Origin of the sequence: Micromonospora sp. NPDC023956 (genome assembly GCF_040639195.1) — a bacterium.
GTDB lineage: Bacteria > Actinomycetota > Actinomycetes > Mycobacteriales > Micromonosporaceae > Micromonospora.
In genome coordinates, this window is record NZ_JBEZZN010000006.1 from 115,877 (window position 1) to 141,856 (window position 25,980).

Annotated in this window: 23 protein-coding genes; 13 read left to right on the plus strand and 10 right to left on the minus strand. The window is 72.1% G+C overall.

Going from position 1 to position 25,980, the window contains the following annotated elements; translation table 11 throughout:
• The first annotated feature begins 283 nt into the window (after positions 1 to 283).
• Positions 284 to 3,799: a methionine synthase gene (gene metH / locus AB0F58_RS14430; protein WP_357142554.1), complete on the plus strand. Its 3,516-nt coding sequence runs from the start codon at positions 284 to 286 to the stop codon at positions 3,797 to 3,799.
• A 43-nt stretch (positions 3,800 to 3,842) separates the two neighbouring features.
• A complete protein-coding gene (locus tag AB0F58_RS14435) occupies positions 3,843 to 4,307 on the plus strand; it encodes a hypothetical protein (RefSeq protein WP_357142555.1) in 465 nt (154 codons plus the stop codon).
• 234 nt (positions 4,308 to 4,541) lie between these two features.
• Here the strand turns inward: AB0F58_RS14435 and AB0F58_RS14440 are convergent, their stop codons facing one another.
• Both AB0F58_RS14440 and AB0F58_RS14445 read right to left on the minus strand, forming a co-directional pair.
• Positions 4,542 to 5,432: a sulfotransferase domain-containing protein gene (locus AB0F58_RS14440; protein WP_357142556.1), complete on the minus strand. Its 891-nt coding sequence runs from the start codon at positions 5,430 to 5,432 to the stop codon at positions 4,542 to 4,544.
• A gap of 82 nt (positions 5,433 to 5,514) precedes the next feature.
• A complete protein-coding gene (locus AB0F58_RS14445) occupies positions 5,515 to 6,402 on the minus strand; it encodes a hypothetical protein (protein WP_357142557.1) in 888 nt (295 codons plus the stop codon).
• A gap of 256 nt (positions 6,403 to 6,658) precedes the next feature.
• Between AB0F58_RS14445 and AB0F58_RS14450 the strand changes: the two genes are divergently transcribed.
• Complete coding sequence (locus tag AB0F58_RS14450; RefSeq protein WP_357142558.1) at positions 6,659 to 6,898, plus strand: hypothetical protein; 240 nt, start codon at positions 6,659 to 6,661, stop codon at positions 6,896 to 6,898.
• A gap of 61 nt (positions 6,899 to 6,959) precedes the next feature.
• Here AB0F58_RS14450 and AB0F58_RS14455 read toward each other — a convergent pair whose 3' ends face one another.
• Positions 6,960 to 7,571 carry a DinB family protein gene (locus AB0F58_RS14455; protein WP_357142559.1) on the minus strand — a complete coding sequence of 204 codons (612 nt, stop codon included), beginning with the start codon at positions 7,569 to 7,571 and terminating at the stop codon, positions 6,960 to 6,962.
• 165 nt (positions 7,572 to 7,736) lie between these two features.
• On the opposite strand from AB0F58_RS14455, the gene AB0F58_RS14460 reads away from it, so the two are divergent.
• On the plus strand, positions 7,737 to 8,396 hold the full coding sequence (locus AB0F58_RS14460; RefSeq protein ID WP_357142728.1) for an HAD family phosphatase: 660 nt from the start codon (positions 7,737 to 7,739) through the stop codon (positions 8,394 to 8,396).
• A gap of 118 nt (positions 8,397 to 8,514) precedes the next feature.
• On the opposite strand, the gene AB0F58_RS14465 is transcribed toward AB0F58_RS14460, so the two are convergent.
• The 5 genes from AB0F58_RS14465 to AB0F58_RS14485 all read right to left on the minus strand — a co-directional run bounded on the left by AB0F58_RS14465 (position 8,515) and on the right by AB0F58_RS14485 (position 15,032).
• The gene (locus AB0F58_RS14465) at positions 8,515 to 11,064 is read right to left on the minus strand and encodes an FtsX-like permease family protein (RefSeq protein WP_357142560.1); all 2,550 of its coding nucleotides are present in this window, start codon (positions 11,062 to 11,064) and stop codon (positions 8,515 to 8,517) included.
• Positions 11,064 to 11,834, minus strand: coding sequence for an ABC transporter ATP-binding protein (locus tag AB0F58_RS14470; protein WP_357142561.1), 771 nt, complete (start codon positions 11,832 to 11,834; stop codon positions 11,064 to 11,066). The genes AB0F58_RS14465 and AB0F58_RS14470 overlap by 1 nt, the downstream gene beginning before the upstream one ends.
• Positions 11,835 to 12,134: 300 nt before the next feature.
• On the minus strand, positions 12,135 to 12,815 hold the full coding sequence (locus AB0F58_RS14475; RefSeq protein WP_357142562.1) for a response regulator transcription factor: 681 nt from the start codon (positions 12,813 to 12,815) through the stop codon (positions 12,135 to 12,137).
• Positions 12,812 to 14,026: a sensor histidine kinase gene (locus AB0F58_RS14480; protein WP_357142563.1), complete on the minus strand. Its 1,215-nt coding sequence runs from the start codon at positions 14,024 to 14,026 to the stop codon at positions 12,812 to 12,814. The genes AB0F58_RS14475 and AB0F58_RS14480 overlap by 4 nt, the downstream gene beginning before the upstream one ends.
• 88 nt (positions 14,027 to 14,114) lie before the next feature.
• Entirely contained in the window at positions 14,115 to 15,032 is a 918-nt protein-coding gene (locus AB0F58_RS14485) for a PD-(D/E)XK nuclease family protein (RefSeq protein WP_357142564.1), read from the minus strand.
• A gap of 217 nt (positions 15,033 to 15,249) precedes the next feature.
• Here AB0F58_RS14485 and AB0F58_RS14490 point away from each other — a divergent pair, with 217 nt between their 5' ends.
• The 3 genes from AB0F58_RS14490 to AB0F58_RS14500 are packed head-to-tail and all read left to right on the plus strand — an operon-like array spanning position 15,250 to position 18,036.
• Positions 15,250 to 16,413: a M50 family metallopeptidase gene (locus AB0F58_RS14490; protein ID WP_357142729.1), complete on the plus strand. Its 1,164-nt coding sequence runs from the start codon at positions 15,250 to 15,252 to the stop codon at positions 16,411 to 16,413.
• A gap of 41 nt (positions 16,414 to 16,454) precedes the next feature.
• Positions 16,455 to 17,426 carry a tRNA (adenine-N1)-methyltransferase gene (locus AB0F58_RS14495; RefSeq protein ID WP_357142730.1) on the plus strand — a complete coding sequence of 324 codons (972 nt, stop codon included), beginning with the start codon at positions 16,455 to 16,457 and terminating at the stop codon, positions 17,424 to 17,426.
• Positions 17,427 to 17,463: 37 nt separating this feature from the next.
• A complete protein-coding gene (locus AB0F58_RS14500; RefSeq protein WP_357142565.1) occupies positions 17,464 to 18,036 on the plus strand; it encodes a hypothetical protein in 573 nt (190 codons plus the stop codon).
• A gap of 387 nt (positions 18,037 to 18,423) precedes the next feature.
• Here AB0F58_RS14500 and AB0F58_RS14505 read toward each other — a convergent pair whose 3' ends face one another.
• Positions 18,424 to 18,711 carry a ferredoxin gene (locus AB0F58_RS14505; RefSeq protein WP_357142566.1) on the minus strand — a complete coding sequence of 96 codons (288 nt, stop codon included), beginning with the start codon at positions 18,709 to 18,711 and terminating at the stop codon, positions 18,424 to 18,426.
• Positions 18,712 to 18,878: 167 nt separating this feature from the next.
• Between AB0F58_RS14505 and arc the strand changes: the two genes are divergently transcribed.
• From arc to prcA, 6 genes are all read left to right on the plus strand, one after another.
• Positions 18,879 to 20,660, plus strand: a complete 1,782-nt coding sequence (gene arc, locus AB0F58_RS14510) for a proteasome ATPase (protein ID WP_357142567.1) — start codon at positions 18,879 to 18,881, stop codon at positions 20,658 to 20,660.
• 177 nt (positions 20,661 to 20,837) lie between these two features.
• Positions 20,838 to 22,355, plus strand: coding sequence for a depupylase/deamidase Dop (dop, locus tag AB0F58_RS14515; protein ID WP_357142568.1), 1,518 nt, complete (start codon positions 20,838 to 20,840; stop codon positions 22,353 to 22,355).
• A 93-nt stretch (positions 22,356 to 22,448) separates the two neighbouring features.
• A complete protein-coding gene (locus AB0F58_RS14520; protein WP_074477166.1) occupies positions 22,449 to 22,664 on the plus strand; it encodes a ubiquitin-like protein Pup in 216 nt (71 codons plus the stop codon).
• Positions 22,665 to 22,669: 5 nt separating this feature from the next.
• Complete coding sequence (locus AB0F58_RS14525) at positions 22,670 to 23,179, plus strand: endonuclease VII domain-containing protein (protein WP_357142569.1); 510 nt, start codon at positions 22,670 to 22,672, stop codon at positions 23,177 to 23,179.
• A complete protein-coding gene (prcB, locus tag AB0F58_RS14530; RefSeq protein ID WP_357142570.1) occupies positions 23,098 to 23,937 on the plus strand; it encodes a proteasome subunit beta in 840 nt (279 codons plus the stop codon). The genes AB0F58_RS14525 and prcB overlap by 82 nt, the downstream gene beginning before the upstream one ends.
• A 64-nt stretch (positions 23,938 to 24,001) precedes the next feature.
• Entirely contained in the window at positions 24,002 to 24,850 is an 849-nt protein-coding gene (prcA, locus tag AB0F58_RS14535; RefSeq protein ID WP_357142571.1) for a proteasome subunit alpha, read from the plus strand.
• Positions 24,851 to 24,899: 49 nt separating this feature from the next.
• On the opposite strand, the gene rfbB is transcribed toward prcA, so the two are convergent.
• Positions 24,900 to 25,877 carry a dTDP-glucose 4,6-dehydratase gene (gene rfbB / locus AB0F58_RS14540; protein ID WP_357142572.1) on the minus strand — a complete coding sequence of 326 codons (978 nt, stop codon included), beginning with the start codon at positions 25,875 to 25,877 and terminating at the stop codon, positions 24,900 to 24,902.
• Between the last annotated feature and the right edge of the window lie 103 nt (positions 25,878 to 25,980).

The following is a 25,980-nucleotide window of genomic DNA, read 5'->3' on the forward strand; positions in this document are numbered from 1 at the left end:
ACGCGCCGTGGTGTGGCGGCCCCGCGCGGCGGCGTCCCTGTTGTCCCTCACGTCGTCAGCCTACGTCCCGGCGTCGCATGCGGCCCGTCGGCCGCGCCGGTCGGCGGTCGCCGCCGGGCGGGCGGGGCCGGTGGAACCGGTCGCCGTCCGGCGTGGGCCGGGCCGACGGACCGGCCGACGGACCGGCCGACGGACCGGGGCCGACCGGCCGGCTGACCGGCAGAATGTGGGAGCGGCGAGTACCGCTCCACCACGACGCGAGTTTCCGCACTAACCTGAACGGGTGCGGACCTCGTTGTTGAATGTGCTGTCAGACCGGATCCTCGTCGCCGACGGCGCGATGGGGACGATGCTCCAGGCGGCCGACCTGACCCTCGACGACTTCGAGGGCTACGAAGGCTGTAACGAGATCCTCAACGCCACCCGGCCGGACGTCGTGCGGTCGGTCCACGAGGCCTACCTCGCCGCCGGGAGCGACTGCGTCGAGACGAACACCTTCGGCGCGAACCTGGCGAACCTGGGCGAGTACGACATCCAGCACCGCATCTGGGAGCTCTCCGAGGCCGGCGCGCGGATCGCCCGGGAGGCGGCCGACGCGTGGAGCACCCCGGAGCGTCCCCGGTTCGTGATCGGGTCGATCGGGCCCGGCACGAAGCTGCCCACCCTCGGCCACGCCGCGTACGCGACGCTGCGGGACGCGTACCAGCAGAACGCCGCCGGTCTGATCGCCGGGGGCGCGGACGCCCTGCTCGTGGAGACCTGCCAGGACCTGTTGCAGGTCAAGGCGGCCGTGGTGGGGTCCCGCCGGGCGATGGCCGAGAGCGGGACAACCGTGCCGCTGATCTGCCACGTCACCGTCGAGACCACCGGCACGATGCTGCTGGGCAGCGAGATCGGCGCGGCGCTGACCGCCCTGGAGCCGCTGGGCATCGACCTGATCGGGCTGAACTGCGCCACCGGCCCGGCGGAGATGAGCGAGCACCTGCGCTACCTCTCCCAGCACGCCCGGGTGCCGCTGTCGGTGATGCCGAACGCGGGCCTGCCGCAGTTGACCTCCGACGGGGCGGTCTACCCGCTCACCCCGGAGGAACTGGCCGAGGCGCTGGAGCGGTTCGTCACCGAGTACGGCGTCTCGCTGATCGGTGGTTGCTGCGGCACCACGCCGGAGCACATCCGGGTGGTGTCCGAGCGGCTGCACGGCGTCCGTCCGGCCGCCCGGCAGCCGGTGCGGGAGCCGGGGGTCTCCTCGATCTACCACCACGTGCCGTTCGCGCAGGACGCGTCGGTGCTGATGGTGGGGGAGCGGACCAACGCCAACGGCTCCAAGGCGTTCCGTGAGGCGATGCTCGCCGGTGACTGGCAGTCCTGTGTGGAGGTCGCCCGGGGTCAGGCCCGGGACGGTTCGCACCTGCTCGACCTCTGTGTGGACTACGTCGGCCGGGACGGCACCCGGGACATGCGGGAGCTGGCCGGCCGGTTCGCCACCGCGTCCACCCTGCCGATCATGCTGGACTCGACCGAGCCGCAGGTCATCGAGGCCGGTCTGGAGATGCTCGGCGGGCGGTGCGTGGTCAACTCGGTCAACTACGAGGACGGCGACGGGCCGGAGTCGCGCTTCGGTCGGGTGATGCCGGTGATCAAGGAGCACGGCGCCGCGGTGGTGGTGATGTGCATCGACGAGGAGGGGCAGGCCCGTACGGCGACGGACAAGGTCCGCATCGCCTCGCGCATCGTCGACGACCTGACCGGCCGCTGGGGCATGCAACTGCCGGACATCATGGTGGACACGCTGACCTTCCCGATCTCCACCGGTCAGGAGGAGACCCGCCGGGACGCGATCGAGACGATCGAGGCCATCCGGGAGATCACCCGGCGGTACCCGGGGATCAACTTCACCCTCGGCGTCTCGAACGTCTCGTTCGGACTGAACCCGGCGGCCCGACAGGTGCTCAACTCGGTCTTCCTGAACGAGTGCGTGCAGGCCGGGCTGACCAGCGCGATCGTGCACGCCAGCAAGATCCTGCCGATGGCGAAGATCCCGGACGAGCACCGCGAGGTCGCCCTCGACATGGTCTACGACCGCCGTCGGGAGGGGTACGACCCGCTCCAGCGGTTCATCGACCTCTTCGAGGGGGTGGACGCGGCCTCGGCGCGCGCGTCGCGGGCGGAGGAGCTGGCCGCGCTGCCGCTGAACGAGCGGCTCAAGCGGCGGATCATCGACGGTGAGCGCAACGGCCTGGAGGCCGACCTGGAAACGGCGATGGCCGCCGGCACGGCACCGCTGCTGATCATCAACGACATCCTGCTGGACGGCATGAAGGTGGTCGGCGAGCTGTTCGGCTCCGGCCAGATGCAGCTGCCGTTCGTGCTCCAGTCCGCCGAGGTGATGAAGACCGCGGTGGCGTACCTCGAACCGCACATGGAGAAGGCCGACGACGGCGGCAAGGGCCGGATCGTGCTGGCCACGGTCAAGGGCGACGTGCACGACATCGGCAAGAACCTGGTCGACATCATCCTCTCGAACAACGGCTACGAGGTCGTGAACATCGGCATCAAGCAGCCGATCAACGCGATCCTGGAGGCGGCCGAGCAGCACCGGGCGGACGCGATCGGGATGTCCGGCCTGCTGGTCAAGAGCACGGTCATCATGAAGGAGAACCTCGGCGAGATGGCCACCCGCGGCGTCGCCGAGCGGTGGCCGGTGCTGCTGGGCGGGGCGGCGCTGACCCGTGCGTACGTCGAGGACGACCTGCGCGCGGTGTTCCCCGGGGAGGTGCACTACGCCCGGGACGCGTTCGAGGGACTGACCCTGATGGACCGGGTGATGGCGGCCAAGCGCGGCGGCGCGCCGGTGGTGGACCCGGAGCGGGAGGCGGCGCTGGCGGCCCGGCGGGCCCGCCGGGAGCGGCAGCGGGCGATGGTGAACGAGTCGCTGCCGGAGCTGGACGACGCTTCGGTCCGCTCCGACGTGACGACCGACGCGGACGTGCCCACCCCGCCGTTCTTCGGTACCCGGGTGGTCAAGGGCCTGCCGTTGGCCGACTACGCGGCGCTGCTGGACGAGCGGGCGACGTTCCTCGGCCAGTGGGGGCTGCGCGGCTCCCGGGGCGGGGCCGGCCCGTCGTACGAGGAACTGGTGGAGACCGAGGGGCGGCCCCGGCTGCGGTACTGGCTGGACCGGCTGACCGCGGACAAGGTCCTCGAGGCGGCGGTGGTGTACGGGTACTTCCCGGCGTACTCCGAGGGCAACGACCTGGTGGTGCTGGACGAGAACGGGCACAGCGAGCGGGCCCGGTTCTCCTTCCCCCGGCAGCGGCAGGAGCGGCGGCTCTGCCTGGCCGACTTCTTCAAGCCCCGCGGCGAGCAGTTGGACGTGGTGGCGTTGCAGTTGGTCACCGTGGGCCAGCCGGTCAGCGAGTACGCGGCGAAGATGTTCGCCCGTAACGAGTACCGCGACTACCTGGAGGTGCACGGGCTCTCCGTGCAGCTTACCGAGGCCCTTGCCGAGTACTGGCACCGCCGGGTCCGGTCCGAGCTGACGCTGCCGTCGGGACGCACCGTCGCCGACACCGATCCGGCGGACCTGGCCGGCTTGCTGCGCAGCGACTACCGGGGCTGTCGGTACGCGTTCGGCTACCCGGCCTGCCCGGACCTGGAGGATCGGGCGAAGATCGTGGACCTGCTCGGGGCGGACCGGATCGGGGTACGGCTGTCGGAGGAGTTCCAGCTGGAGCCGGAGCAGGCCACCGACGCGATCGTGGTGCACCACCCGGAGGCGAACTACTTCAACGCCAAGTGACACCCCCGACGGGCAGGACCGGGTGGTTGTACGGTTCATCGCCATGAGCTATGACCTGATCTTTGCGCCCCGAAGCGACGGCCAGTCCGGGGATGACGCGTTGGATGCGGCACAGGAGGCCGACGGCGACGAGCGGCCGAGCGGCGAGGCTTGGGCCCGGCTGGTGGTGGCGGCGCGACAGGTGCTCGGTGAGATTTCCGTCTTCGAGGGGGCCCACCACTACGAGCTGACCCACGAGCCGACTGGCATCCAGCTCAGCTACTACGCAGGAGGGGCTGGGATCACGGTTCCCTACTGGTACCGCGGCGACGATGCGCGGGCGACCGTCACGGCGATGTACCAACTCGGTGAAGCCGTCCAGGCGGTCACGGGCCTACCCGGGTACGACCCCCAGCTCGACGTGCCGTTGTCGGAGGCCGTCGCGCAGGCGGAGCGTGCTGTCGGCGTCTTCGATCGAGTCGCTGCGTCCTTCGCCAAACGAGGGATCTCCAGTCCCAGCAACGGCTGAGTGACTGTCTGGGTGACGACGGGCACGAGCGGCGGCGGACGGGCATGGCCGATCGTGGGCGGTTGGCGCAGGTGCATCCCCACATTCCCGGTTCGTCCGGCACCCGGGAACAGTCAACGCCACGCGCCGCTGCCTGGCTGAGCTGCGTGAACGCTGTCCCGACGGTCCGCTGGGCCGTCGGGACAGCGTCCGGCGCTCGGCTGGTGGGGGCCGGCGTCGAGGCGGGCCCGGCACCTACCTCCCCCGGTGCAGCCAGGCCAGCAGGTCCGGTGGGGCCATCTCGGCGGCGCGTCGGTGGTACCGGCGGAGTTCCTCGGTACTCAACAGTGCCGCTCCCGCGCCGGTGCGGCCCTGGCGGAAGAAGGCGTGCCGGTCTTTCAGCACACCGGCGGCATCGGGCACCAGGACCTGGGCGCGCTTCCGCATCGCGCCGAACGTGGCCGCTTCCACCAGCGTCGCCCACCGCTCGGCCGGCACCTCGATGCCCAGCCAGGCGGCGATCCGCCGCATCTGTCCGTCCAGGTCGGCCAGGAGGTCGTCGTAGTGCACCAGCAGCACGTTCGGCTCCCGTCGGCGTCGCCAGGCGTCGGTCAGGTGCCAGAGCACTCCGGGCAGCGAGTCCATCGCCTCCCGGGGGTCCCGGTCGCTCTCGGTCCAGCGCAGCAGCCAGTCGTGGAGCGGGGGCGGCGCCGGCCGGGCGTCGTCGGACGGCGGTTCCCCGGTGAGCTGGCGCACTCGTTCCCGGTTGATGTTCTCGCCCTGGTGGTAGAGGGACACCGCCATGTCCAGGGGGTGCCGGGCCACCACGATGTACGACACCTGTGGGGCGATCGGTAGCCCGTCGAGCGGGGTGTGCGTCTTGACGAAGCGTCGATGCTGTTGAGCGGCGAGCTGGTCGTACACCTGCTGGTCCGGTGTGATCAGCCAGTCGAGCCAGGGCGAGAGCTGCACCAGCGGGGCCGGTAGGTCGGCGGTCTGGAAGATCAGCAGCGCACAGATCATCTGCATCCAGGTGGTGCCGCTCTTCGACCGGGTGCTGATGACGATGTCACCGTGCCGGAGCGGGAAAGCGAGCCACCGGCCGCTGTCCTCCTCCCCGGATCGATAACGCACGGGGTTGGTCATCCGTGCGAGCCTAGGGGAAGCCGGTGCGGGTCCGCCTCCTCGTTTTCCGGGCCGCCGGACAGGCCGGCGACGGTTCGGGCCGTCAGCGTGGCGGTTGCCGGCCGTGCCCGGCGAGGCTCTCCGTCGCCCGACAGGTCAACTCGCCCGGTAGTAGCTGGACGCCGGTCGGTTGCCACACCTCCACCGCCCCGGTCCGGGTGCGCGCGAAGATGCATCCGTACCGACCGTCGTCGCCGGCGGGATAGCGCAACGCCACGCCCACCGTGGCGTCCTGGGCGGCCACGTCGACCCGGATCGTGGGGTCGCGCGAGAGTTCGGCGAGCGCCGCGCGAACGGCGGATTCGTCAGCGGCGGTCGCCGAGAGTGTCGCGCGCAGTTCCTCCGGCGACGGCACCGTCGGCACGGGGACCGGTGGGAAGGTCGGCCCGGCGGCGGGCGAGGGGCAGGGGACCGTGCGTGGGGACAGCGAGGACGTGGCGGTGAAGCGCAACTCGAAGCAGAAGTCCTCGACGACCCACTCCGGTTGCAGCCACGTGCCGTCCGTGCCCGAGCCGGCTACCCGTAGCACGGCGGTGACCCCGCCCGGTTGGCCGGTGTCCACTCCGGAGATCGCGACCAGGTCGGCCTCGGCACGTGCTGCCAGTGCCCGGCCGATCTCGTCCGCGGTGCGGGTCCGGGGGGTGGTTCGGGTCCTGAGGTCGGCGACGATCTGGTCCGCCACGTTCCGGGCGCTCGCCTCGGCCTCGGCGGTTCGCGCGGGTGGTTCCCCGGGGCCGCCGCATCCGGTCAGGAAACCGGCAAGGATCACCACCCCGGTGACCAGGCTCCGTCCCTGCCACGTCGACCTCGCCCGACCGCGCTGTCGCGGGGCGTACCGCCAGTCCGGGTCCGCGGAGCCGACCGCGGTGGGCGGCCGGTGGTTCGCGGCGGTATCGCCGACCCGGGAGTGTTCTCGGCAGCGGGAAGGCATGAGAACAGGGTCGCGTGAGTCCCTTCCGGACCGCCTGAGTACCACTACTCAGCTCGGACGCCGTCCGCGACCGGGGCCGGGTTGCTGCGGACACCCCGTCGGGCTCGCTACCGTCGACAGTGGTAGCCCGCCGTCCGGTCCGCCACCCGGGGAGTACCCATGCCAGCGATGCTGTCGTGGGCGGTGCCGCAGTGGCGCACCGTGCAGGATCTCGCGGTACGGGCCCGGGGACCGCACGCCCCCCGGGCTGCACGCCGTGGCGGCGGAGTGGACCCAGTTCGTCGGCTGGCTGCACGCCGAGGCCCGGAACGATGCCGAGGCGGTGCGGGTGCAGGTGGAGACCGGCGAGCAGGCCGACGCGGTCGACAGCGGCCCGCTCGGGGACCGGGCGGCGGCGGACAACCTCCGGACCGGGCTGACCGGTCTGCCGGCGGACCAACGTGACGCCGAGGGGACGCAGGAGTACCGGCAGGCCCTGGTGGTCGCCCCCGGCTGATCCGTTTCCGGGCCGGCCACGACCTGCGCAGACCGTGGGGGCGGCAGACGTCGGAGGACGGTCACGCCCCGACGACGCCGTCGATGCCCTCGCGGATGAGGTCGGCGTGCCCGTTGTGTCGGGCGTACTCCAGGGTCACGTGCACCATCACCAGGCGCAGCGACACGTCCTGGCCCCAGCGCGCCTGGTGGCCGGTGACGTCGAGCGACGCCGCGTCCCGCTCGATCCGGCGGGCGTGGACGACCTCGGCCTGCCAGGCGGCGAACGCCTCGGCGCGGGTGGCCGTGCTCGCGTCGTACGCCACCTGGTAGTCGCCCCGGTCGGACCAGACCAACGGGACGTCCTCGGCGGCGATGACCCGGCGGAACCAGGTGCGTTCCACCTCCGCCATGTGCCGGACGAGCCCGAGCAGCGTGAGCGTCGACGGCGGCATCGACCGGCGGCGCAGGTCCTCGTCGGTCAGGCCCTCGCACTTCATCGTCAGCGTCGCCCGCTGGTAGTCGAGGAAGGCGCGCAGCGTCTCGCGTTCGCCGCCGGTCAACGGCGGTCCGATGCGGTCGATGGTCACGGTGGCGTCCTCCCCGGCGGCGCTGCCGCCGTCCCGGCACCGAGCGTAGTTCCGCCGCCCCCGGGCCGGCGCGGGCAGGGTCGGGCTGCCGGCAAACCCGCCCACCACGGGTACGAGAAGTCCCTCGCCGCCTGCGGCCGGACCTGACCGGCGGGTTGACCCACGTCTCCCCGCCGGGGACCGGTGCCACCGGCGGCGGGCGGGGCTGCGAGGATCGCCGGGACCGCCGTACCCCGGGAGGATCCGCTGAGCAGCCAGCCGCCCGCCGCCGTGCTCTTCGACATGGACGGCACCCTCGTCGACAGTGAGAAGCTCTGGGACGTCGCCCTCTACGAGTTGGCCGCCGAGTACGGGGGCACGCTCTCGGAGGAGGCCCGGCTCGCCATGGTGGGCACCAGCATGGCCGACTCGATGGCGCTCCTGCACGCCGATCTGGCACAGCCGTGGCGTGACCCGGTGGCCAGCGCGGCGTGGATCGACGACCGGATCGTGGAGCTGTTCCGGACCGGCCTGCGCTGGCGTCCCGGCGCCTCGGACCTGCTCCGTGCGGTCCGTGCCGCCGGCCTGCCGACCGCGCTGGTCACCTCCAGTGGCCGGCGGCTGGTGGAGATCGCGCTGGACACCCTCGGCCGGGACAGTTTCGACGTGGTGGTCTGCGGCGACGAGGTGGAGGCGACGAAACCGCACCCCGAGCCGTACCTGACGGCGGCACGGCTGCTCGGCGTGCCGATCGAGCGGTGCGTGGCGATCGAGGACTCACCGACCGGGGTGGCCAGCGCGCTGGCGGCCGGCGCGGCGGTGCTGGCGGTGCCGGCGGAGGTGCCGGTGCCGGCAGCCGACGGGGTGCACCTGCGGGAGAGCCTCGACGGCGTGGACCTGGCGGTGCTGGCGGCCCTGCTCCGTCCACCGCCCGCCCCGCCCGCGGGGTAGCCGGGCGTTTCCGCTTCCCGTGGTAGCCGGGCGTCTCCCGCTTCCCCGGGGTAGCCGGGGACCCCTGCTCCGCGAGAAGCGGTAACAGGGGCCCCGTACCTACTGACCGGCCAACGGGTCAGTCGTGGGCGATGGCGCCGAGGACGTTGATCCGGGCGGCGCGGGTCGCCGGGAGGGCCGCGGCGATCACCCCGATCAGCGCGGCGAGCCCCAGGAACACCCCCATCTGCGACCAGGGCAGGACCAGCTTGTCGATGCCCTCGTCCTCGAGGGCCCGGACCACGGCCGCGCCGAGACCGGTGCCGACCGCCACGCCGAGCAGCGCGCCGAAGACCGAGATCACCACGGCCTCGACGGTGATCATCCGCATGGTCTGCGACCGCCGTAGTCCGATCGCCCGGAGCAGGCCCAGCTCGCGGGTGCGTTCCAGCACCGACAGGGCCAGCGTGTTGACGATCCCGAGCACGGCGATCACGATCGCCAGGGCGAGCAGGATCTGGATCATCGTGAGCAGTTGGTCGAACGCGCCGGTCTGCTGCTCGACGAAGGCCGCCCGGTCGGCGACCGACACCTCGGGGCTGTCGGCGACCAGTTCCTCCAGCCGGGGCTGTACCTGCCCGATGCTGGTGCCGTCGGCGAGCTGCACCAGCGCCAGGAACGGCTGCGGGACGGTGAAGTCCGCGGCGCTCTCCCGGGGGAGCAGGTACGAGCCGGGCAGCCGGTCCTCGGGCACGATCGCGGCGACCGTGTAGGTGTGCCGGGCACCACGGGCGAACTGGATGGTGAGGGTGTCACCGACCGCCTTGCCCCGGTTCTTGGCCACCGGCTCGCTGAGCGCGATCTGGTCAGGGCGGAGGGTGGCGAGGGTGCCGGAGGTGGCCTTCGCGTGGTAGATCCGCCCGACCGCGGCCAGGTCGGTGGCGGCGTTGACGTACCGCCGTTCGCCGTCGACCTCGGCGAAGTCGTTGAACAGCCCGACGGCGGTGCTCACCCCGGGCAGCGCGGCGGCCCGGTCGATCACCGACGGGTCGAACGTCGGCTGCCGGGGGCCGGTCTGTGCCCCGGAGATCGTCAACTCGGCGTCGATGGTGTCCGCCGCCCGGTCGGCGATGCTCGACTTCGCCGAGTCGAGCACCACGGTCACGCCGGTGACCAGGGCGATGCCGACCATCAGCGCGGCGGCGGTGATGGCGGTGCGGCGCGGGTTGCGTCCCGAGTTGAGTCGGCCCAGTTTGCCCGGTACGGACCAGGCGAAGACCGCGCCCAGCAGGGAGACCACCGGTCGGCTGATCAGCGGGGTGAGCAGCGCCACCCCGACGAACGCGAACAGCACGCCGGCCAGGATGGCGGCCAGGGTGTTCCCACCGGCGTTGTCGGTGAGGCCCAGCGCGAGCAGGACCGCGCCGATCGCGGTGACCACCGCGCCGGCGACGGTGATCTTCGTCAGCGGCCGGTCAGGGGTGGCCACGTCCTGCATCGCCGCGATCGGCGGGATCCGGGCCGCCCGCAGCGCCGGCAGCAGCGCCGCCACCAGCGTGATCAGCATGCCCACCGCGAAGGAGCTGATCACCGCCGCCGGGGGGACCGCCAGGCCGGCCAGGGCGAGCCCGCCGGCGAACTGCCCGAACACGTACGCCAGCAGCGCGCCGATGCCGATGCCGGCGGCGAGGCCGAGCACCGAGGCGAGCAGCCCCACCGCGATCGCCTCCAGGACCACCGAGCCGATGATCTGCCGGCCGCTCGCCCCGATCGCCCGCATCAGGGCCAGTTCCCGGGTGCGCTGCGCCACGATGATCGAGAACGTGTTGAGGATGAGGAAGGTGCCGACCAGCAACGCGACCCCGGCGAAGCCGAGCAGGATCTGGTTGAAGAACGACAGGCCCTCCTTGAGCCCCGCCGAGGCGGCCTCGGAGGCCTGCTCGCCGGTCTTCACGTCGTACTCGGCGCCGAGGACGCCCGCCACGTCGTCGCGCAGCGTCTCGGGGCGCACGCCGTCCGTGGCGCGCACCGCGATGCTGCTGTACGTGCCGGGCTGGCCGAGCATCAGCCGCTGCGCCACCGGCGTGGTGAACATGACCTCGTGCGCGCCGCCGATGCTGTCCCGGTCGCCGCTGTAGCCGAAGACCCCGACCAGGGTGAAGTCGCGCTTCGGTTCGAGGGTGAGGACGCCGACCCGGTCCCCGACGGACACCTTGGCCGCCTCGGCGAGGGCCGCGTTGACCACGATCTCGTTGTCGGCCCGGGGTTCGCGTCCCTCACGTAGCCGCACCAGGTCGCTCTCGCCGAGCCAGTTGCCGCCCAGTTGCGGCGGCCCGAGGGTGGGCACCACCTTGCCGTTGCTGCCGATCAGCCGGGCACCGTCCGCGGCGACCATGCCGGTGGCCTTGGCCACTCCGGGCAGCGCCTCGACCTTCTCCAGGGTGGCGGCCGGGAACGGGGGAGCGACCAGCCCGCCCTGGGTCTCGTCGACCGCGATCCTCGGTTTGGCGGTGACGTTGACGTCGATGCCCTCGTACGCGTCGGCGAAGATCGCGTCGAAGGAACGGCCGAGGGTGTCGGTGAGCACGAACGCGCCGGAGACGAACATGACGCCCAGCACCACGGCCAGGCCGGACAGCAGCAGGCGGACCTTCCGGGCCAGCAGGCTCTTCAGCGTCGCCCGGAACATCAGTCGGTCACCTCGGTCATCGGGTCGTCCAGCTTCTTCATGGTGTCCAGCACGGTGTCGGCGGTCGGCTCGATCAGCTCGGAGACGATCTGCCCGTCGGCGAGGAACACCACCCGGTCGGCGTACGCGGCGGCCGTCGGGTCGTGGGTGACCATCACGATGGTCTGCCCGTGTTCCCGGACCGAGTTGCGCAGGAAGCGGAGCACCTCCGCGCCGGAGCGGGAGTCCAGGTTGCCGGTGGGCTCGTCGGCGAAGATCACCTCCGGGCGGGAGACCAGCGCGCGGGCGCAGGCGACCCGCTGCTGCTGGCCGCCGGAGAGCTGGCTCGGCCGGTGGTCCAGGCGGTCCCGCAGGCCGACCGTGTCGATCACCGTGTCGTACCAGGCCGGGTCGGGTTTGCGACCGGCGATCGACAGCGGCAGCAGGATGTTCTCCTTGGCGGTCAGCGTCGGCAGCAGGTTGAACTGCTGGAAGATGAAGCCGACCTGGTCCCGGCGGAGTTTCGTCAGCCCGGCGTCCTTCAGGCCGGTCACCGTGGTGTCGCCGATCGACACGGTGCCCCGGGTGACCGTGTCCAACCCGGCCAGGCAGTGCATCAGTGTCGACTTGCCCGAACCGGACGGGCCCATGATCGCGGTGAAGCGGCCGCGTTCGAACTCCACGTCGACCCCGCGCAGCGCGAGGACCTGGGCCTCACCACTGCCGTACACCTTCCACACCTCACGGGCGCGAGCCGCGACCTGAGCATGGCGGTCCACCGTAACGGTCACCGTTCCCCCTCGTGTATCTCTTCTGCCGCCGCACCGCCCCCGCTGGTCGGTGCGGCATGGTGTCATCCTCGGCCCCCGGCCGGGCCGATCCGTCCGCCCGGAGGCGGAACGGGAACGGATTTTCCGCTGCGGGTGGGCCCCGATCCGTACTCGGGGTCACCCCTGAGCACCGTCCGCGCCGGGCCGACCCGGCCCATGGTCGACGCTGACGTCACGTCAGGGTCAAACGACGCAGCGGACAACCCGTTCCCGTGCGTCACGCTACGTGGCCCCGGCAAGCCGGGGAGCCGGTCGGCGCGGTCAGCCCCGGGGACGGACCAGACCCGACTCGTACGCCAGCACCACTGCCTGTACCCGGTCCCGCAGGCCCAGCTTGGTCAGCACGTGGCCGACGTGCGTCTTGATCGTCGTCTCGCTGACCGACAGCGCTCGGGCGATCTCGGCGTTGGACAGGCCCCGGGCGACCTGCACCAGCACCTCCCGTTCCCGGTCGGTCAGCGAGCCCAGCTCCTTCGGCGGCGCGGACGACGGGTCGGGCAGCAGGTCGGCGAAGCGGTCCAGCAGCCGTTTGAGGATTCGGGGCGCCACCACCGCCTCGCCCGCCGCGACCGTCCGGATCGCGGTGACCAGGTCCTCGGCCGGCACGTCCTTGGCGAGAAAGCCGCCGGCCCCGGCCCGCAACGCCCCCACCACGTACTCGTCGAGGTCGAAGGTGGTCAGGATCAGCACCCGCACCGGCAGGCGTGCCTCGACGATCGCGCGGGTCGCCGCCACGCCGTCCATCCGGGGCATCCGGATGTCCATCAGCACCACGTCCGGCAGGAGCCGCCGGGCCAGGTCCACCGCCTCGACGCCGTCGCCGGCCTCGGCGACGATGTCCAGGTCGTCCTCCGCCCCCAGCACCATCCGGAAGCCGGTACGCAGCAGCGGCTGGTCGTCGGCGAGCAGCACCCGCACCGGCCGTGTCGTGCCCTCGGTCATGCCACACTCCTGCCGTGCCGGGTGCCCGCACCGGACGCGAGCGGCTCCATCGGTAACGTCGCACTGACCTGGAAACCGCCGCCGCGGCGCCGGCCGGTGCGCAGGACCCCACCGTAGAGGCCGACCCGCTCCCGCATCCCGACCAGACCGTGTCCGATCCGATCGGGTGTGTCGACGCCGGGGCCCCGACCGGTGTCGGTCACCTCCACGTCCAGCGACCGGTCACCGAAGGTCAGGGTGACCTGTGCGGTGGCCGGACCGGCGTGCTTGAGCGCGTTGGTCAACGCCTCCTGCACGATCCGGTAGACGGTCAGGGTGACCCCCTCCTCCAGCGGCCCGGGGGCGCCCTCCACGGTCAGCGTCACCGGCAGCCCCGCCTCGCGGACCTGCTCGACCAGCGACTCGATGCCGGCCAGGCCGGGCTGCGGGGCCAACTCGGCGGCCGGTTCGTCGGTGCGCAGCACGTCCAGCAGACGGCGCATCTCCCGCAGGGTGGACCGGCTGGTGTCCTCGATGGTGGCGATAGCCTCGTCGGCGGCGTCCAGATCCCGGCGCAGCACCCGACGGGCACCGGTGGCGAGCACCCCCATCACGCTGACGTGGTGGGCCACCACGTCGTGCAGCTCGCGGGCGATGCGTCGCCGCTCGTCGGCGACCGCCTGCTCGGCCAGGGACCGCTGGGTCGCCTCCGCCACCCGGGCCCGCTCCCGCAGCGCCTCGGTGGAGGCGCGGCGGGCGTGCACCGCGCGGCCCACCGAGAACGACACCAGCCCGACCAGCAGGTTGTTCAGTACCAGGTAGGCGGAGTTCAGTTCGAACACCCCCGTCGGCGGTGCGAGCACGTTGACCGCCGCGACCGGCAGCCAGAGCGCCAACGCGGCCAGGACCGCCGGTCGGATCGGACGGTTCGCCGCCATCGTGTACGTCAACACCACGACCGTGATGCTCTGCGCGGCCGGGGCGTACCCGGCGAGAGCCGGCAGGATCAGGGTCAGCACGGTGGCGCCGACCGCCGACCAGGGCGCCACCCGGCGGACCGCCACCGGCGCGGCACAGAGCACACTCCACCCGATCGCCACCGGAAGCTGCCGGGGCCAGAATTCCCGGGGCGTGAGCAGGGTGAACACGACCTCCAACAGCACCAGGCCGACGGCGAAGAGCACGTCCGCGGTGAGCGGGCGCCGACGTAGCCAGTGGGGAAGCTCGGTCACACCACGACGCTAGCCGCCCGTAGGACAGGGTGATCGTCGCCGACGGTGAACCCTGGCTCATCCTTGCGGAGGAGGACGGCTCGTCCGCTCACTCGTCCGCGCCCGGTGGCGGGGCCGGTCGGGAGCGGGCGTCCCGCAGCGGGTCGGCGTTCGCCGCGGCCTCCGGGAACGGCGGCGGGGTCCCGCCGTAGGTCGGGCAGTGCGCCTGGTGGCTGCACCAGTCGCAGAGCCGGCTGGGCCTCGGCCGGAAGTCCTGCCGCTCGGTGGCCTGTTCGATCGCCCGCCACAGGGCCACCACCGTGCGTTCGAACCGCTCCAGCTCCTCGGCGTCGGGGGTGTAGTCGCACACCTCGGCGTCGCGCAGGTAGAGCAGACGCAGCACCCGCGGCACCACCCCCCGGGTGCGCCAGAGCACCAGGGCGTAGAACTTGAGCTGGAAGAGCGCCCGCGCCTCGAACGCCTCGCGCGGCGCGCCGCCGGTCTTGTAGTCGACCACCCGCAGCGCGCCGTCGGGCGCCACGTCGAGCCGGTCGACGTAGCCCCGGATCAGCAGTTCGTCGTCGACCACCGCCGAGATCAGGCTCTCCCGCTCGGCCGGGTCCAACCGGTTCGGATCCTCGACGGTGAAGTAGCCGTCCAGCAGGGCGGTGGCGGAGCGGAGGAACTCGGCCACGGCGGCCGGGTCGCCGCCGGGGAAGAGGTCGGCCAGCTCCGGCTGCTCGGTCACCAGCCGGTCCCACTGGGGAGCGACCAGGTCACCGGCGGCGGTCGGGGTCCGCCCGCCGGCCGGCAGGTCGAACAGCCGCTCCAGCACCGCGTGCACCAGCGTGCCCCGGACCTGCTCCACCGACGGGCGCTCGGGCAGTCGGTCGATGCTGCGGAACCGGTACAGCAGCGGGCAGGTCTTGAAGTCGGCGGCCCGCGACGGCGACAGCGACGCCCGGACCGTCGGCGGCACCTGCGTCGGAGCCGTCTGTTGCGTCGTCGTCACCGGTTGCGCCGTCATGTCCAGAAAGGTTAGGGCACCGGTGTGACACCGGCATCCCGCCGCTCCCCGTCCCGGCGGTCCCGGCCCGCTGCTCGGACCACCCGGGACCGGCCCGCCCCCGGCCTCCCCCGGAGCCGACCGCACCACCCCTGGCGCCGTCCGGGAGGGGCCGCTGCGGGCTGTGGCCGTCCCGGGCGGACCGACCCGCGGAGGACGTACGCCCCGGGTCCGTAGCATCGACGCGATGGAGGAGAAGCCCCGCCCGCGCTCCCGGCCCGACCGGCGTCCCGGCCTCGCCGTGGGGCGGGTGTTCGGGGTGTCGCTGTACCTCAACACCTCGATGGTGCTGCTGGCCCTGCTGGTCACCGTCCTGTACGCGGTGTTCGCCCGCCGCCAGCTCGGCCTCCCCCCGGCCGCCGGCTACCTGATCGGTCTCGGGTTCGTGGTGTCCCTGCTCGGCTCGGTGCTGCTGCACGAACTCGGGCACGCCCTCACCGCCCGCCGGTACGGCATCGGCGTGCGGGGGATCACCCTGGAACTGCTCGGCGGGTACACCGAGATGGAGCGGGACGCCCCGTCCCCCCGGACCGATCTGGTGATCTCCCTCGCCGGGCCGGCGGTCTCGGCGGTGCTCGGCGTCGCCGCGGTGGCGGCCACCCTCGCCCTGCCGGACCGTACCCTGCTGCACCAGCTCGCCTTCCAGCTCGCGGTGAGCAACGTCGTCGTCGCGATCTTCAACCTCCTGCCCGGCCTGCCACTGGACGGCGGGCGGGCACTGCGGGCGGTCATCTGGTCGGCCACCCGCGACCGGCACCTCGCCACCGAGATCGCCGGCTGGGTCGGCCGGGTGGTGGCGCTGGGCACCGCCTTGGTGGTGACCCTGCTGACCGTGTGGGCGGTGCTGGCACCGCTGGCCCTGCCGTTGGTGCTGCTGGTCGCCGCGACCCTCTGGCGGGGCGCCGGCCAGTCGATCCGGATCGCCCGGATGAGCCGACGGTTCCCGCTGGTGGACCTGTCCCGGCTGGCCCGCCCGCTGCTCGGCGTGCCCAGCGGCACACCACTGGCCGAGGCGCAGCGCCGCCGGGCGGAGAGCGGGCCCCCGGAGGCCGCGCTCGTCGTCACCGACGGAGCCGGTCGCCCGGTCGCGCTGGTCGATCCGGCCCGCGTGGCGGCGGTGCCACCCGAGCGGCGACCCTGGCTGGCGGTGGACGAGGTGGCGCGCTCGCTGGCCACGGTGCCCGCGCTGCCGGTCGGCCTCGACGGGGAACGCGTGGTGGAGGCCGTGCAGACCCACCCGGGCGCACAGTACGTCGTGACGTCAGGCGAAGATGTCGTCGGCGTTCTGCACATCGCGGATCTGGCGCAGCTCCTGGAACCCAAACGGAAGATGAACACGTGACCGCACACCCCACCGCCCTCCCGGCCGAGAACGGCACCCCGGTGCCCGCCGACCCGCCGGCGCTGCCCCCCGTGCACCGTGGGCCCTTCCGCCCCGGCGACCGGGTCCAGCTCACCGACCCGAAGGGGCGCATGCACACGGTCACCCTGGAACCGGGCAAGGCCTTCCACACCCATCGGGGCATCCTCGAACACGAGGCGCTGATCGGGCTGCCCGACGGCAGCGTGGTGACCACCTCCGGTGGCGGCACCGCCTTCCTCGCCCTGCGACCGCTGCTGTCGGACTACGTGCTCTCCATGCCGCGCGGCGCGCAGGTCATCTACCCGAAGGACTCGGCGCAGATCGTCGCCATGGGCGACATCTTCCCCGGCGCGAAGGTCCTCGAGGCCGGTGCCGGCTCCGGCGCGCTGAGCTGTTCGCTGCTGCGTGCCGTGGGCACCGGTGGCGAGCTGCACTCCTACGAGATGCGCGACGACTTCGCCCAGATCGCCCGCCGGAACGTCGAGGCGTTCTTCACCGGCCCGCACCCCGCCTGGCGGCTGCACGTCGGCGACGTCGCGGACTGCCCGGAAACCGGTTTCGACCGGATCATCCTGGACATGCTCGCCCCGTGGGAGATGCTCGACATGGTCGAGCGGGCCCTCGTCCCCGGCGGGGTCCTGATCGGGTACGTGGCCACCACCCCGCAGCTCTCCGAGCTGGTCGAGGCGCTGCGTGAGCGGGGCGGCTGGACGGAGCCGCGCGCCTGGGAGTCCCTGGTGCGCGACTGGCACGCCGAGGGGCTCGCGGTCCGACCCGACCACCGGATGATCGCGCACACCGCGTTCCTGGTCTCCGCCCGTAAGCTCGCCCCCGGCGTCACCGCCCCGCCCCGCCGGCGCAAGCCCAGCAAGGGCACCGAGGCGTACGTGCAGCGCCGGCAGTTGCTGCGCGACGCCGAGGCGGCCCGGCTGGCGGCGACCCGACCGGCCGAGCCGGACGGCGTCGCCCCGGAGGAGACGGACGCCCCGTGACGGTGGACGGGAACACCGACCGGAGGGGGGCGGTGGGATGAGCCGGCCGGGCATCGGCGGCGGTGACCTGCCCGCGGTCTTCCCGGACTGGTCGCCGTACCAGGACCTCGAATCGGCGGCGCGTGCCTACCTGCGTGACCCCGACGTGGCGCTCGAGGCGCTCGGCGGGGTGCTGCGGGGCGCGTCCGTGCTGGGCTTCACCCTGGAACGGTTCGTCAACGAGGTCAACGGCGTGTGGCAGGAGGTCGTCGTCTGCGACGGCAGCCGACTGATCCTGTGGCACGGCGAGGACGTGCCGCCGGGGGAGGGGCCGCCCGGTTCGATGACGTCGTCCCTGCGGGTCGTGCCGGTCTCCACGGTCACCGAGGTCGGCTGCCGCCGTCGTCTCACCCGGTCCGACAGCGGCGAGATCCGGGTCGACAGCATCGACGTCTACCTGCTGCTGACGTCGATGGACGAGGCACCGTCCGGTGACGAGGCGGTGGGGGCGCCCCGGCACGACGCGCTGCGTTTCGGCAAGACGCTCGACGACGGCGGGGCGGGGCAGATCGGCCGCCTGGAGGAGTTCGCCCGGCTGGTCGCCTCGGTGGTGGGTCGGCCGGTCCTCTGACCACCGCCCCGGCCGGCAGGCGATGCGGCGGCAGCGGTCGGCGGGCACCGCCCGGGGGAGTCCTTGCCGTTCACGGCCACCGGTGGCCGTCGCCCCGGCGGTCCGGGACGCGCCGCTGACCGAAGCGCGCGGGCGCTGGAGCCGGACTCGGGCCTCGCTGGAGTCGGACTCGGGGCTCGTTGGGATCGGACTCGGGGCTCGTTGGGGTCGGACTCGGGCCTCGCTGGTGGTCGGCTCGTGGCGCGCCGGAAACCGGCTCGACGCCGCGCCGCCCCGCCGGCCCGCCGCCGTGCGCCGGGCGACCAGGGGGCCCGGCCGGTGTCCGGGCCGGGGGCGACGAGGGTCTCCCGGCGGCGGCCGGGCCGGGCGTGGTGGGCGCGGGCGGGGTCAGTCGGCGTCCGGGCCGGCGACCTCCACGTCGTCGTCCCCGACGACGTGGATGCACTCGCCGGGGCACTCCCGCGCCGAGTCGATCACCTCGAGACGCAGGTGGGCGGGGACGTCCACCCGGGCACCCGGGGCCATCCGCAACTCGCCGTCGGTGCCCTTGACGTACGCAAGGCCGTCAATGTCGAACTCGAAGACCTCCGGTGCGTACTGCACGCAGAGTCCGTCGCCCGTGCACAGGTCCTGGTCCACCCAGACCTGCAACTGGTCGGTCGCGACCTCCGTCATCGCTGTACCCCCATGCTCCCGCGTTCCGCCCCCGACGGTACCCGAACGCCGGACCGGCCCCGCCCGCGTACCCGGCGATCAAGGTTCAGCGCGTTGCGTGGGACCGAATCGGGCTCATAGCGGCTAGTGTTAGGGCAGAACGTTCAAGCCCCCCGGGGAGGTGGGACGTGGCACGCAGCGACGACGCGGACTCGCGCGCCGCACGGTGGGAGAAGGAGGCCCACGATCTCTCCACGCAGGTCGCGTTTCTCCAAGAGGAACTCGCTCTGGTGCGGCGCAAGTTGACCGAGAGCCCCCGACACGTCCGGCAGCTCGAAGAGCGCCTGGCGGCCACCCAGGCACAGTTGGCGCGGCTGACCGAGAACAACGAACGGCTCGTGAGCACCCTCAAGGAGGCACGCGCGCAGATCGTGACGCTCAAGGAGGAGATCGACCGGCTGGCGCAGCCGCCCAGCGGTTACGGTGTCTTCCTCGCCCGGCACGACGACGGCACGGTGGACATCTTCACCGGCGGTCGCAAGCTCCGGGTGGCCGTCTCACCCTCACTGGACGCGAGCGAACTCCGCCGCGGCCAGGAGGTCCTGCTCAACGACGCGTTGAACATCGTCGACGCGTTCGGCTACGAGCGGGTCGGTGAGGTCGTGATGCTCAAGGAGGTCCTGGCGGGCCCCGACGGCGAACCGGGCGACCGGGCGCTGGTGGTCTCGCACTCCGACGAGGAGCGGATCGTGCACCTCGCCGACACCCTGATCGGTTCACCGATCCGGGCCGGCGACTCGCTCATGATCGAGCCGCGTTCGGCGTACGCGTACGAACGCATCCCGAAGAGCGAGGTCGAGGAGCTGGTCCTGGAGGAGGTGCCCGACGTCGGCTACACCGACATCGGCGGCCTCCACTCGCAGATCGAACAGATCCGCGACGCGGTCGAGCTGCCCTTCCTGCACGCCGACCTGTTCCGGGAGCACCAGCTCCGCCCGCCCAAGGGCATCCTGCTCTACGGTCCGCCCGGCTGCGGCAAGACGCTGATCGCCAAGGCCGTGGCCAACTCGCTGGCGAAGAAGATCGCCGAGCGGGAGGGCAAGGAGAAGCACACCAGCTTCTTCCTGAACATCAAGGGCCCCGAGCTGCTCAACAAGTACGTCGGCGAGACCGAGCGGCACATCCGGCTGATCTTCCAGCGGGCGCGCGAGAAGGCCGGCGAGGGCACCCCCGTCATCGTGTTCTTCGACGAGATGGACTCGATCTTCCGGACCCGGGGCTCCGGTGTCTCCTCCGACGTGGAGAACACCATCGTCCCGCAGCTGCTCAGCGAGATCGACGGCGTGGAGGGGCTGGAGAACGTCATCGTGATCGGCGCCTCCAACCGGGAGGACATGATCGACCCGGCCATCCTGCGACCCGGCCGACTCGACGTGAAGATCAAGATCGAGCGTCCGGACGCCGAGGCGGCCAAGGACATCTTCTCGAAGTACATCCTCGCCGGGCTGCCCCTGCACCCGGACGACCTGACCGAGCACGGCGGCGACCCCCAGGCCACCGTCGCCGCGATGATCGACGCGGTCGTGCTGCGGATGTACTCGGAAACCGAGGAGAACCGCTTCCTCGAGGTCACCTACGCCAACGGCGACAAGGAAGTCCTCTACTTCAAGGACTTCAACTCGGGCGCGATGATCCAGAACATCGTCGACCGGGGCAAGAAGATGGCCATCAAGGAGTTCCTCACCTCCGGGCGCAAGGGGCTCCGGCTCCAGCATCTCCTCGACGCCTGCGTCGACGAGTTCCGCGAGAACGAGGACCTGCCGAACACCACCAACCCGGACGACTGGGCCCGGATCTCCGGCAAGAAGGGCGAACGGATCGTCTACATCCGGACGCTCGTCTCCGGCGGCAAGGGCACCGAGTCCGGCCGCTCCATCGAGACCGCCAGCAACACCGGTCAGTACCTCTGACCGTCGACCAGGGGAGCCCGCGGCGCGACACGCCGCGGGCTCCCGCTGTTCCCCGGGCACGCTCGGGCAGGATCGACCACACCGTCCTCGGCTGATGCGCCACGCCCACTTCCCGGGTGACGCGGACTACGCTCGACGTGACACCGGAGCACGTTGGCGAGCGAAGCGGGTAGGTCGATGAGCGTACGACGGATCATGGGCACCGAGGTCGAGTACGGGATCTCCGTTCCCGGCCAGGCCGGAGCCAACCCGATGGTCACCTCGTCGCAGGTGGTCAACGCCTACGGCGCGCGTCCCGAGCTGAACCGGGGTGGCCGGGCGCGCTGGGACTACGAGGAGGAGTCGCCCCTGCGCGACGCTCGTGGCTTCACCTACTCCGGCGCCGCCTACGACCCGGCGGAGGCGCTCGCCGACGAGGATCTGGGCCTGGCCAACGTCATTCTGACCAACGGCGCCCGGCTCTACGTCGACCACGCCCACCCGGAGTACTCCACCCCCGAGGTGACCACGCCCCGCGACGTGGTCCGCTGGGACAAGGCGGGGGAGCGGGTGATGGCCGAGGCAGCCCGGCGGGCGGCCACCATCCCCGGCACCCAGCCGATCCACCTGTACAAGAACAACACCGACAACAAGGGCGCCAGCTACGGCGCGCACGAGAACTACCTCATGCGCCGGCAGACGCCCTTCGCCGACATCGTGGCGTACCTGACGCCGTTCTTCGTCACCCGGCAGATCGTCTGCGGCGCGGGGCGCGTCGGAATCGGCCAGGACGGCGGGCAGAGCGGCTTCCAGATCTCCCAGCGGGCCGACTTCTTCGAGGTCGAGGTCGGTCTGGAGACCACCCTGAAGCGGCCCATCATCAACACCCGGGACGAGCCGCACGCCGACGCCGACAAGTACCGCCGGCTGCACGTCATCATCGGCGACGCCAACCTCTCGGAGATTTCCACGTACCTGAAGGTCGGCACCACCGCCCTGATCCTGACCATGATCGAGGAGAAGGCGCTCGGCCCCGACCTGGGCATCGCCGACCCGGTCAGCGAGCTGCGCGCGGTCAGCCACGACCCGTCGCTGACCCACCGGATGCGGCTGCGCGACGGCCGGCGGCTGACCGCCCTGGACCTCCAGTGGGCGTACTACGAGCGGGTCCGGTCCTTCGTGGACACCCGGTACGGCGCCGACGCCGACGAGCAGACCCTCGACGTGCTGGCCCGCTGGGAGAGCGTGCTGGACCGGCTGGGCCGGGACGTCATGCTCTGCGCGGACGAGCTGGACTGGGTGGCGAAGCTGCGGCTGCTGGAGGGCTACCGGGAGCGGGAGAAGCTCGGCTGGGGCTCGCACAAGCTCCAGCTCGTCGACCTCCAGTACTCCGACGTGCGGCCGGAGAAGGGCCTCTATCACCGGCTGGTGTCCCGGGGGTCGATGAGGACGCTGCTGACCGACGAGGAGACCCGCACGGCGATGACCGAGCCGCCGGAGGACACCCGGGCCTACTTCCGGGGGCGCTGCCTCGCCGAGTACCCCTCCGAGGTGGTCGCGGCGAGCTGGGACTCGGTGATCTTCGACATCGGCCGGGAGTCGCTGGTGCGGGTGCCGATGATGGAGCCCGAGCGGGGCACCCGGCAGCACGTGGGAGCACTCTTCGACCGCTGCGAGAGCGCGAAGGACCTGTTGGAGACGTTGACCGGCGGCTGAGTCGGCGGTCGGTGGCGAAAGCCGGTCGGGTGACCGGTTTTCGTCGCCTCCGCGAGGTAAGTTTCTGGCAAGCGATCGTGGAGGAGGCACCGGATGGCTACTCGTGACAGCGGCGGTCAGTCCCAGTCGGGCAAGGCGCGCCAGGGCGAGGAGATCGAGGACGTCACCACCGAGGCGAACCCGGAGGTCGCCGAGCGGCACGCCGAGATCACCGAGGACGTCGACGACCTGCTCGACGAGATCGACTCCGTCCTCGAGGAGAACGCCGAAGAATTCGTGCGGGGCTACGTCCAGAAGGGCGGACAATAGGGCACATGTCCGATTCGCCACGTGCGACGGACAAGCCGTGCCGGGAGTGTGAGCGGGTACCACCTCTGACGGAGTTCCACCGGAATCGCCGCCGGGCCGGCGGCCTCGCCCTCGACTGCAAGACCTGTGCGGCGGCCCGGTCGGAGGCGAGTCGTCGCAAGCAGGGTGGTGTGCCGCAACGACGGTCGCCGACGCCGGTGGGCTACCTGCGTCGGCGGTACGGCATCGGGCAGAAGGAGTTCGACCAGCTTCTGGCCGAACAGGGCGGCGTCTGCGCGATCTGTGGTGCCGCCGAGCCGCAACATGTGGACCACGATCACCGCACCGGGTGGGTGCGCGGGATACTCTGCTTCAACTGCAACGGTGGTCTTGGTCAGTTCCGTGACGACCAGTCACGGCTGGCCGGGGCGATCACGTACCTGAGAGGAACCACGTGGCAGCGGGTTTTGATCCATCCGGGCGTCTACCAGATGTGTTCACCAACGCGGGGACGTCCTCCTTCACCCAGTTCCTGAGTCGGGTGGCACCGGAGCTGCTGCCCGGCCGACGGCCGCTGCCGCCGGGCATGGCCGCCGACCTCGCGCCGCACGCGACGACCATCGTGGCCATCGTGGCCGACGGCGGCGTGGTGATGGCCGGCGACCGACGGGCCACCATGGGCAACCTGATCGCCCAGCGGGACATCGAGAAGGTGCACCCGGCGGACGCGTACTCGCTGGTCGGCATCGCCGGTACCGCGGGCATCGGCATCGAGCTGATGCGACTGTTCCAGGTGGAGCTGGAGCACTACGAGAAGATCGAGGGCGCGATGCTCTCGCTCGACGGCAAGGCCAACCGGCTCGCCGCGATGATCCGGGGCAACCTGGGCGCCGCGATGCAGGGCCTCGCGGTGATCCCGCTCTTCGCCGGCTTCGACCTGGCCGCGCCGGACCCGGCCCGAGCTGGCCGGATCTTCAGCTTCGACGTCACCGGTGGTCCCTACGAGGAGACCGGCTACGACGCCATCGGCTCGGGTTCGATCTTCGCCCGGTCCGCCCTGAAGAAGCGGTTCCGCACCGGCCTCTCCGTCGCTGACGCGACCCGACTCGCGGTGGAGGCGCTCTACGACGCGGCCGACGACGACACCGCCACCGGTGGCCCGGACCTGACCCGTCGGATCTATCCGGTGGTGATGACCGCGACCGCGGAGGGAACGCACCGGCTCACCGCCGAGGAGACCGCCGCGCTCGCCGAGAGCGTCGTGGCGGGCCGGATGGAGAACCCGGGCGGCTGACCCCGCTTCCCGCCCAACAGCAACCAGCAGCCGTCAGCACAGCGCCTGAAGGAGAACCGCCGTCGTGGCCATGCAGTTCTACGCCTCGCCCGAGCAGATCATGCGCGACCGCTCCGAGTTGGCCCGCAAGGGCATCGCCCGGGGCCGTAGCGCGGTGGTCCTCAGTTACGCGGGCGGGGTGCTCTTCGTCGCGGAGAACATCTCCAGCGCCCTGCACAAGGTCAGTGAGATCTACGACCGGATCGGCTTCGCCGCGGTCGGCCGGTACAACGAGTTCGAGAACCTGCGGCGCGCCGGGGTGCGGATGGCCGATCTCAACGGCCTCAGCTACGACCGGCGGGACGTGACCGGACGGGCGCTGGCCAACGCGTTCGCGCAGACCCTCGGTGCGATCTTCACCGAGCAGTCGAAGCCGTTCGAGGTGGAAATCTGCGTCGCCGAGGTGGGTGCTTCGGCGGAGCAGGACGAACTCTACCGGTTGACCTACGACGGCTCGGTGAACGACGAGCCGGGTCGGATGGCGATGGGCGGACAGGCGGAGGCGATCTCCGGTGTGCTCAAGTCGGAGCACCGCCCGGAGATGTCTCTCGCCGAGGCGGTCAAGGTCGCGGTGCGGGCGCTCGGCACCGTCGGTGGCGAGGGGGGCGCGGCACGGACCATCGCCGCGAACCAGCTCGAGGTGGCGGTGCTGGACCGTGGCCGGGTGGGGCGGACCTTCCGCCGGATCACCGGGGCGGCGCTGACCGCGCTGCTCGACGGTGGCGAGGAGCCGGCCGGGTCGGCTCGGGCGGAGACGCCGAAGCCGCCGTCGGCCCCGGCGGGCAAGCCGACCACCTCGGCCGGTTCGGCGGACCTGGAGGGGCAGGCCACCGAGGTCGCCCCGGAGGAGTCGACCGGGCCTGCGGAGGCGTGACCTCCACCGGGACGTCGACCGGGCCGGCGGCCTGAGCGGGCGGCCCGGTTCAGGGGCGGTCCTTCAGGGGCCGCCACCAGGCCCGGTTCGACCGGTACCAGTCGACGGTGGCGGCCAGTCCCGTGGTCAGGTCGACCCGGGGGGCGTACCCCAGCTCCCGGCGGCTGCGGGTGGTGTCGAGGGAGTAGCGCCGGTCGTGGCCCTTGCGGTCCGCGACCTGGCGCACCCGGTCCCAGTCGGCCCCGCAGACGGCGAGGATCCGTCCGGTGAGGTCCCGGTTGGTCAGTTCGGTGCCGCCGGCGAGGTGGTAGACGCGTCCGGCCCGGCCGAGCCGTTGGGCCAGGGCGATGCCGTGGCAGTGGTCGTCGACGTGCAGCCAGTCGCGGACGTGCCGGCCGTCGCCGTAGAGCGGCACCGGCTCCCCGTCGACGAGGTTGGTGACGAAGAGCGGGACCAGCTTCTCCGGGTACTGGTAGGGGCCGTAGGTGTTCGAGCCGCGGGTGACCACCACGTCCAGTCCGTGGGTGCGGTGGTGCGCCAGCGCCAGCAGGTCCGCCGCAGCCTTCGACGCCGAGTACGGCGAGGAGGGGTCCAGGGGCGCGGACTCGGTCCACGAGCCGGTGTCGATCGAGCCGTAGACCTCGTCGGTGGAAACCTGGACGAACCGGCCGACCCCGTGCCGCAGGGCCGCGTCGATCAGGGTCTGGGTGCCGAGCACGTTCGTGCTGACGAAGGCGGCCGCCCCGACGATCGAGCGGTCCACATGGGACTCCGCGGCGAAGTGCACGACCAGGTCGTGCCCGGCCACGGTGCCGTCGACGAGGTCGACGTCCCGGACGTCACCGTGGACCACCCGCAGCCGGGGATCGGCGCGCACGGCGGCGAGCGCGCCCCGCGTACCGGCGTAGGTGAAGCTGTCCAGGACGGTCAGGACGGTCGGGGTGATCTCCGGCTCGGCGCCGCGCAGCAGGCGCCGCACGTAGGCCGAACCGATGAAGCCGGCGCCGCCGGTGACGAGGATCCTCACGGTCGGCCAACTCTACCCGGGACCGTGGCCCGGCGGACCGGGACGGCGCGGCCCCGCTGCCGGCCCGACCGGCCGGTTCGCCGCCGCGGGGGATCGGTGCGGT

Bases quoted from the DNA above. Each gene is read 5' to 3' on its own strand.
- AB0F58_RS14435 (WP_357142555.1), top strand. From the start codon at position 3,843: ATGAGCTATGACCTGATCTTTGCGCCCCGAAGCGACGGCCAGTCCGGG.
- AB0F58_RS14440 (WP_357142556.1), bottom strand. From the start codon at position 5,432: ATGACCAACCCCGTGCGTTATCGATCCGGGGAGGAGGACAGCGGCCGG.
- AB0F58_RS14445 (WP_357142557.1), bottom strand. From the start codon at position 6,402: ATGCCTTCCCGCTGCCGAGAACACTCCCGGGTCGGCGATACCGCCGCG.
- AB0F58_RS14465 (WP_357142560.1), bottom strand. From the start codon at position 11,064: ATGTTCCGGGCGACGCTGAAGAGCCTGCTGGCCCGGAAGGTCCGCCTG.
- AB0F58_RS14475 (WP_357142562.1), bottom strand. From the start codon at position 12,815: ATGACCGAGGGCACGACACGGCCGGTGCGGGTGCTGCTCGCCGACGAC.
- AB0F58_RS14485 (WP_357142564.1), bottom strand. From the start codon at position 15,032: ATGACGGCGCAACCGGTGACGACGACGCAACAGACGGCTCCGACGCAG.
- AB0F58_RS14500 (WP_357142565.1), top strand. From the start codon at position 17,464: ATGAGCCGGCCGGGCATCGGCGGCGGTGACCTGCCCGCGGTCTTCCCG.
- AB0F58_RS14505 (WP_357142566.1), bottom strand. From the start codon at position 18,711: ATGACGGAGGTCGCGACCGACCAGTTGCAGGTCTGGGTGGACCAGGAC.
- dop (WP_357142568.1), top strand. From the start codon at position 20,838: ATGAGCGTACGACGGATCATGGGCACCGAGGTCGAGTACGGGATCTCC.
- AB0F58_RS14520 (WP_074477166.1), top strand. From the start codon at position 22,449: ATGGCTACTCGTGACAGCGGCGGTCAGTCCCAGTCGGGCAAGGCGCGC.
- AB0F58_RS14525 (WP_357142569.1), top strand. From the start codon at position 22,670: ATGTCCGATTCGCCACGTGCGACGGACAAGCCGTGCCGGGAGTGTGAG.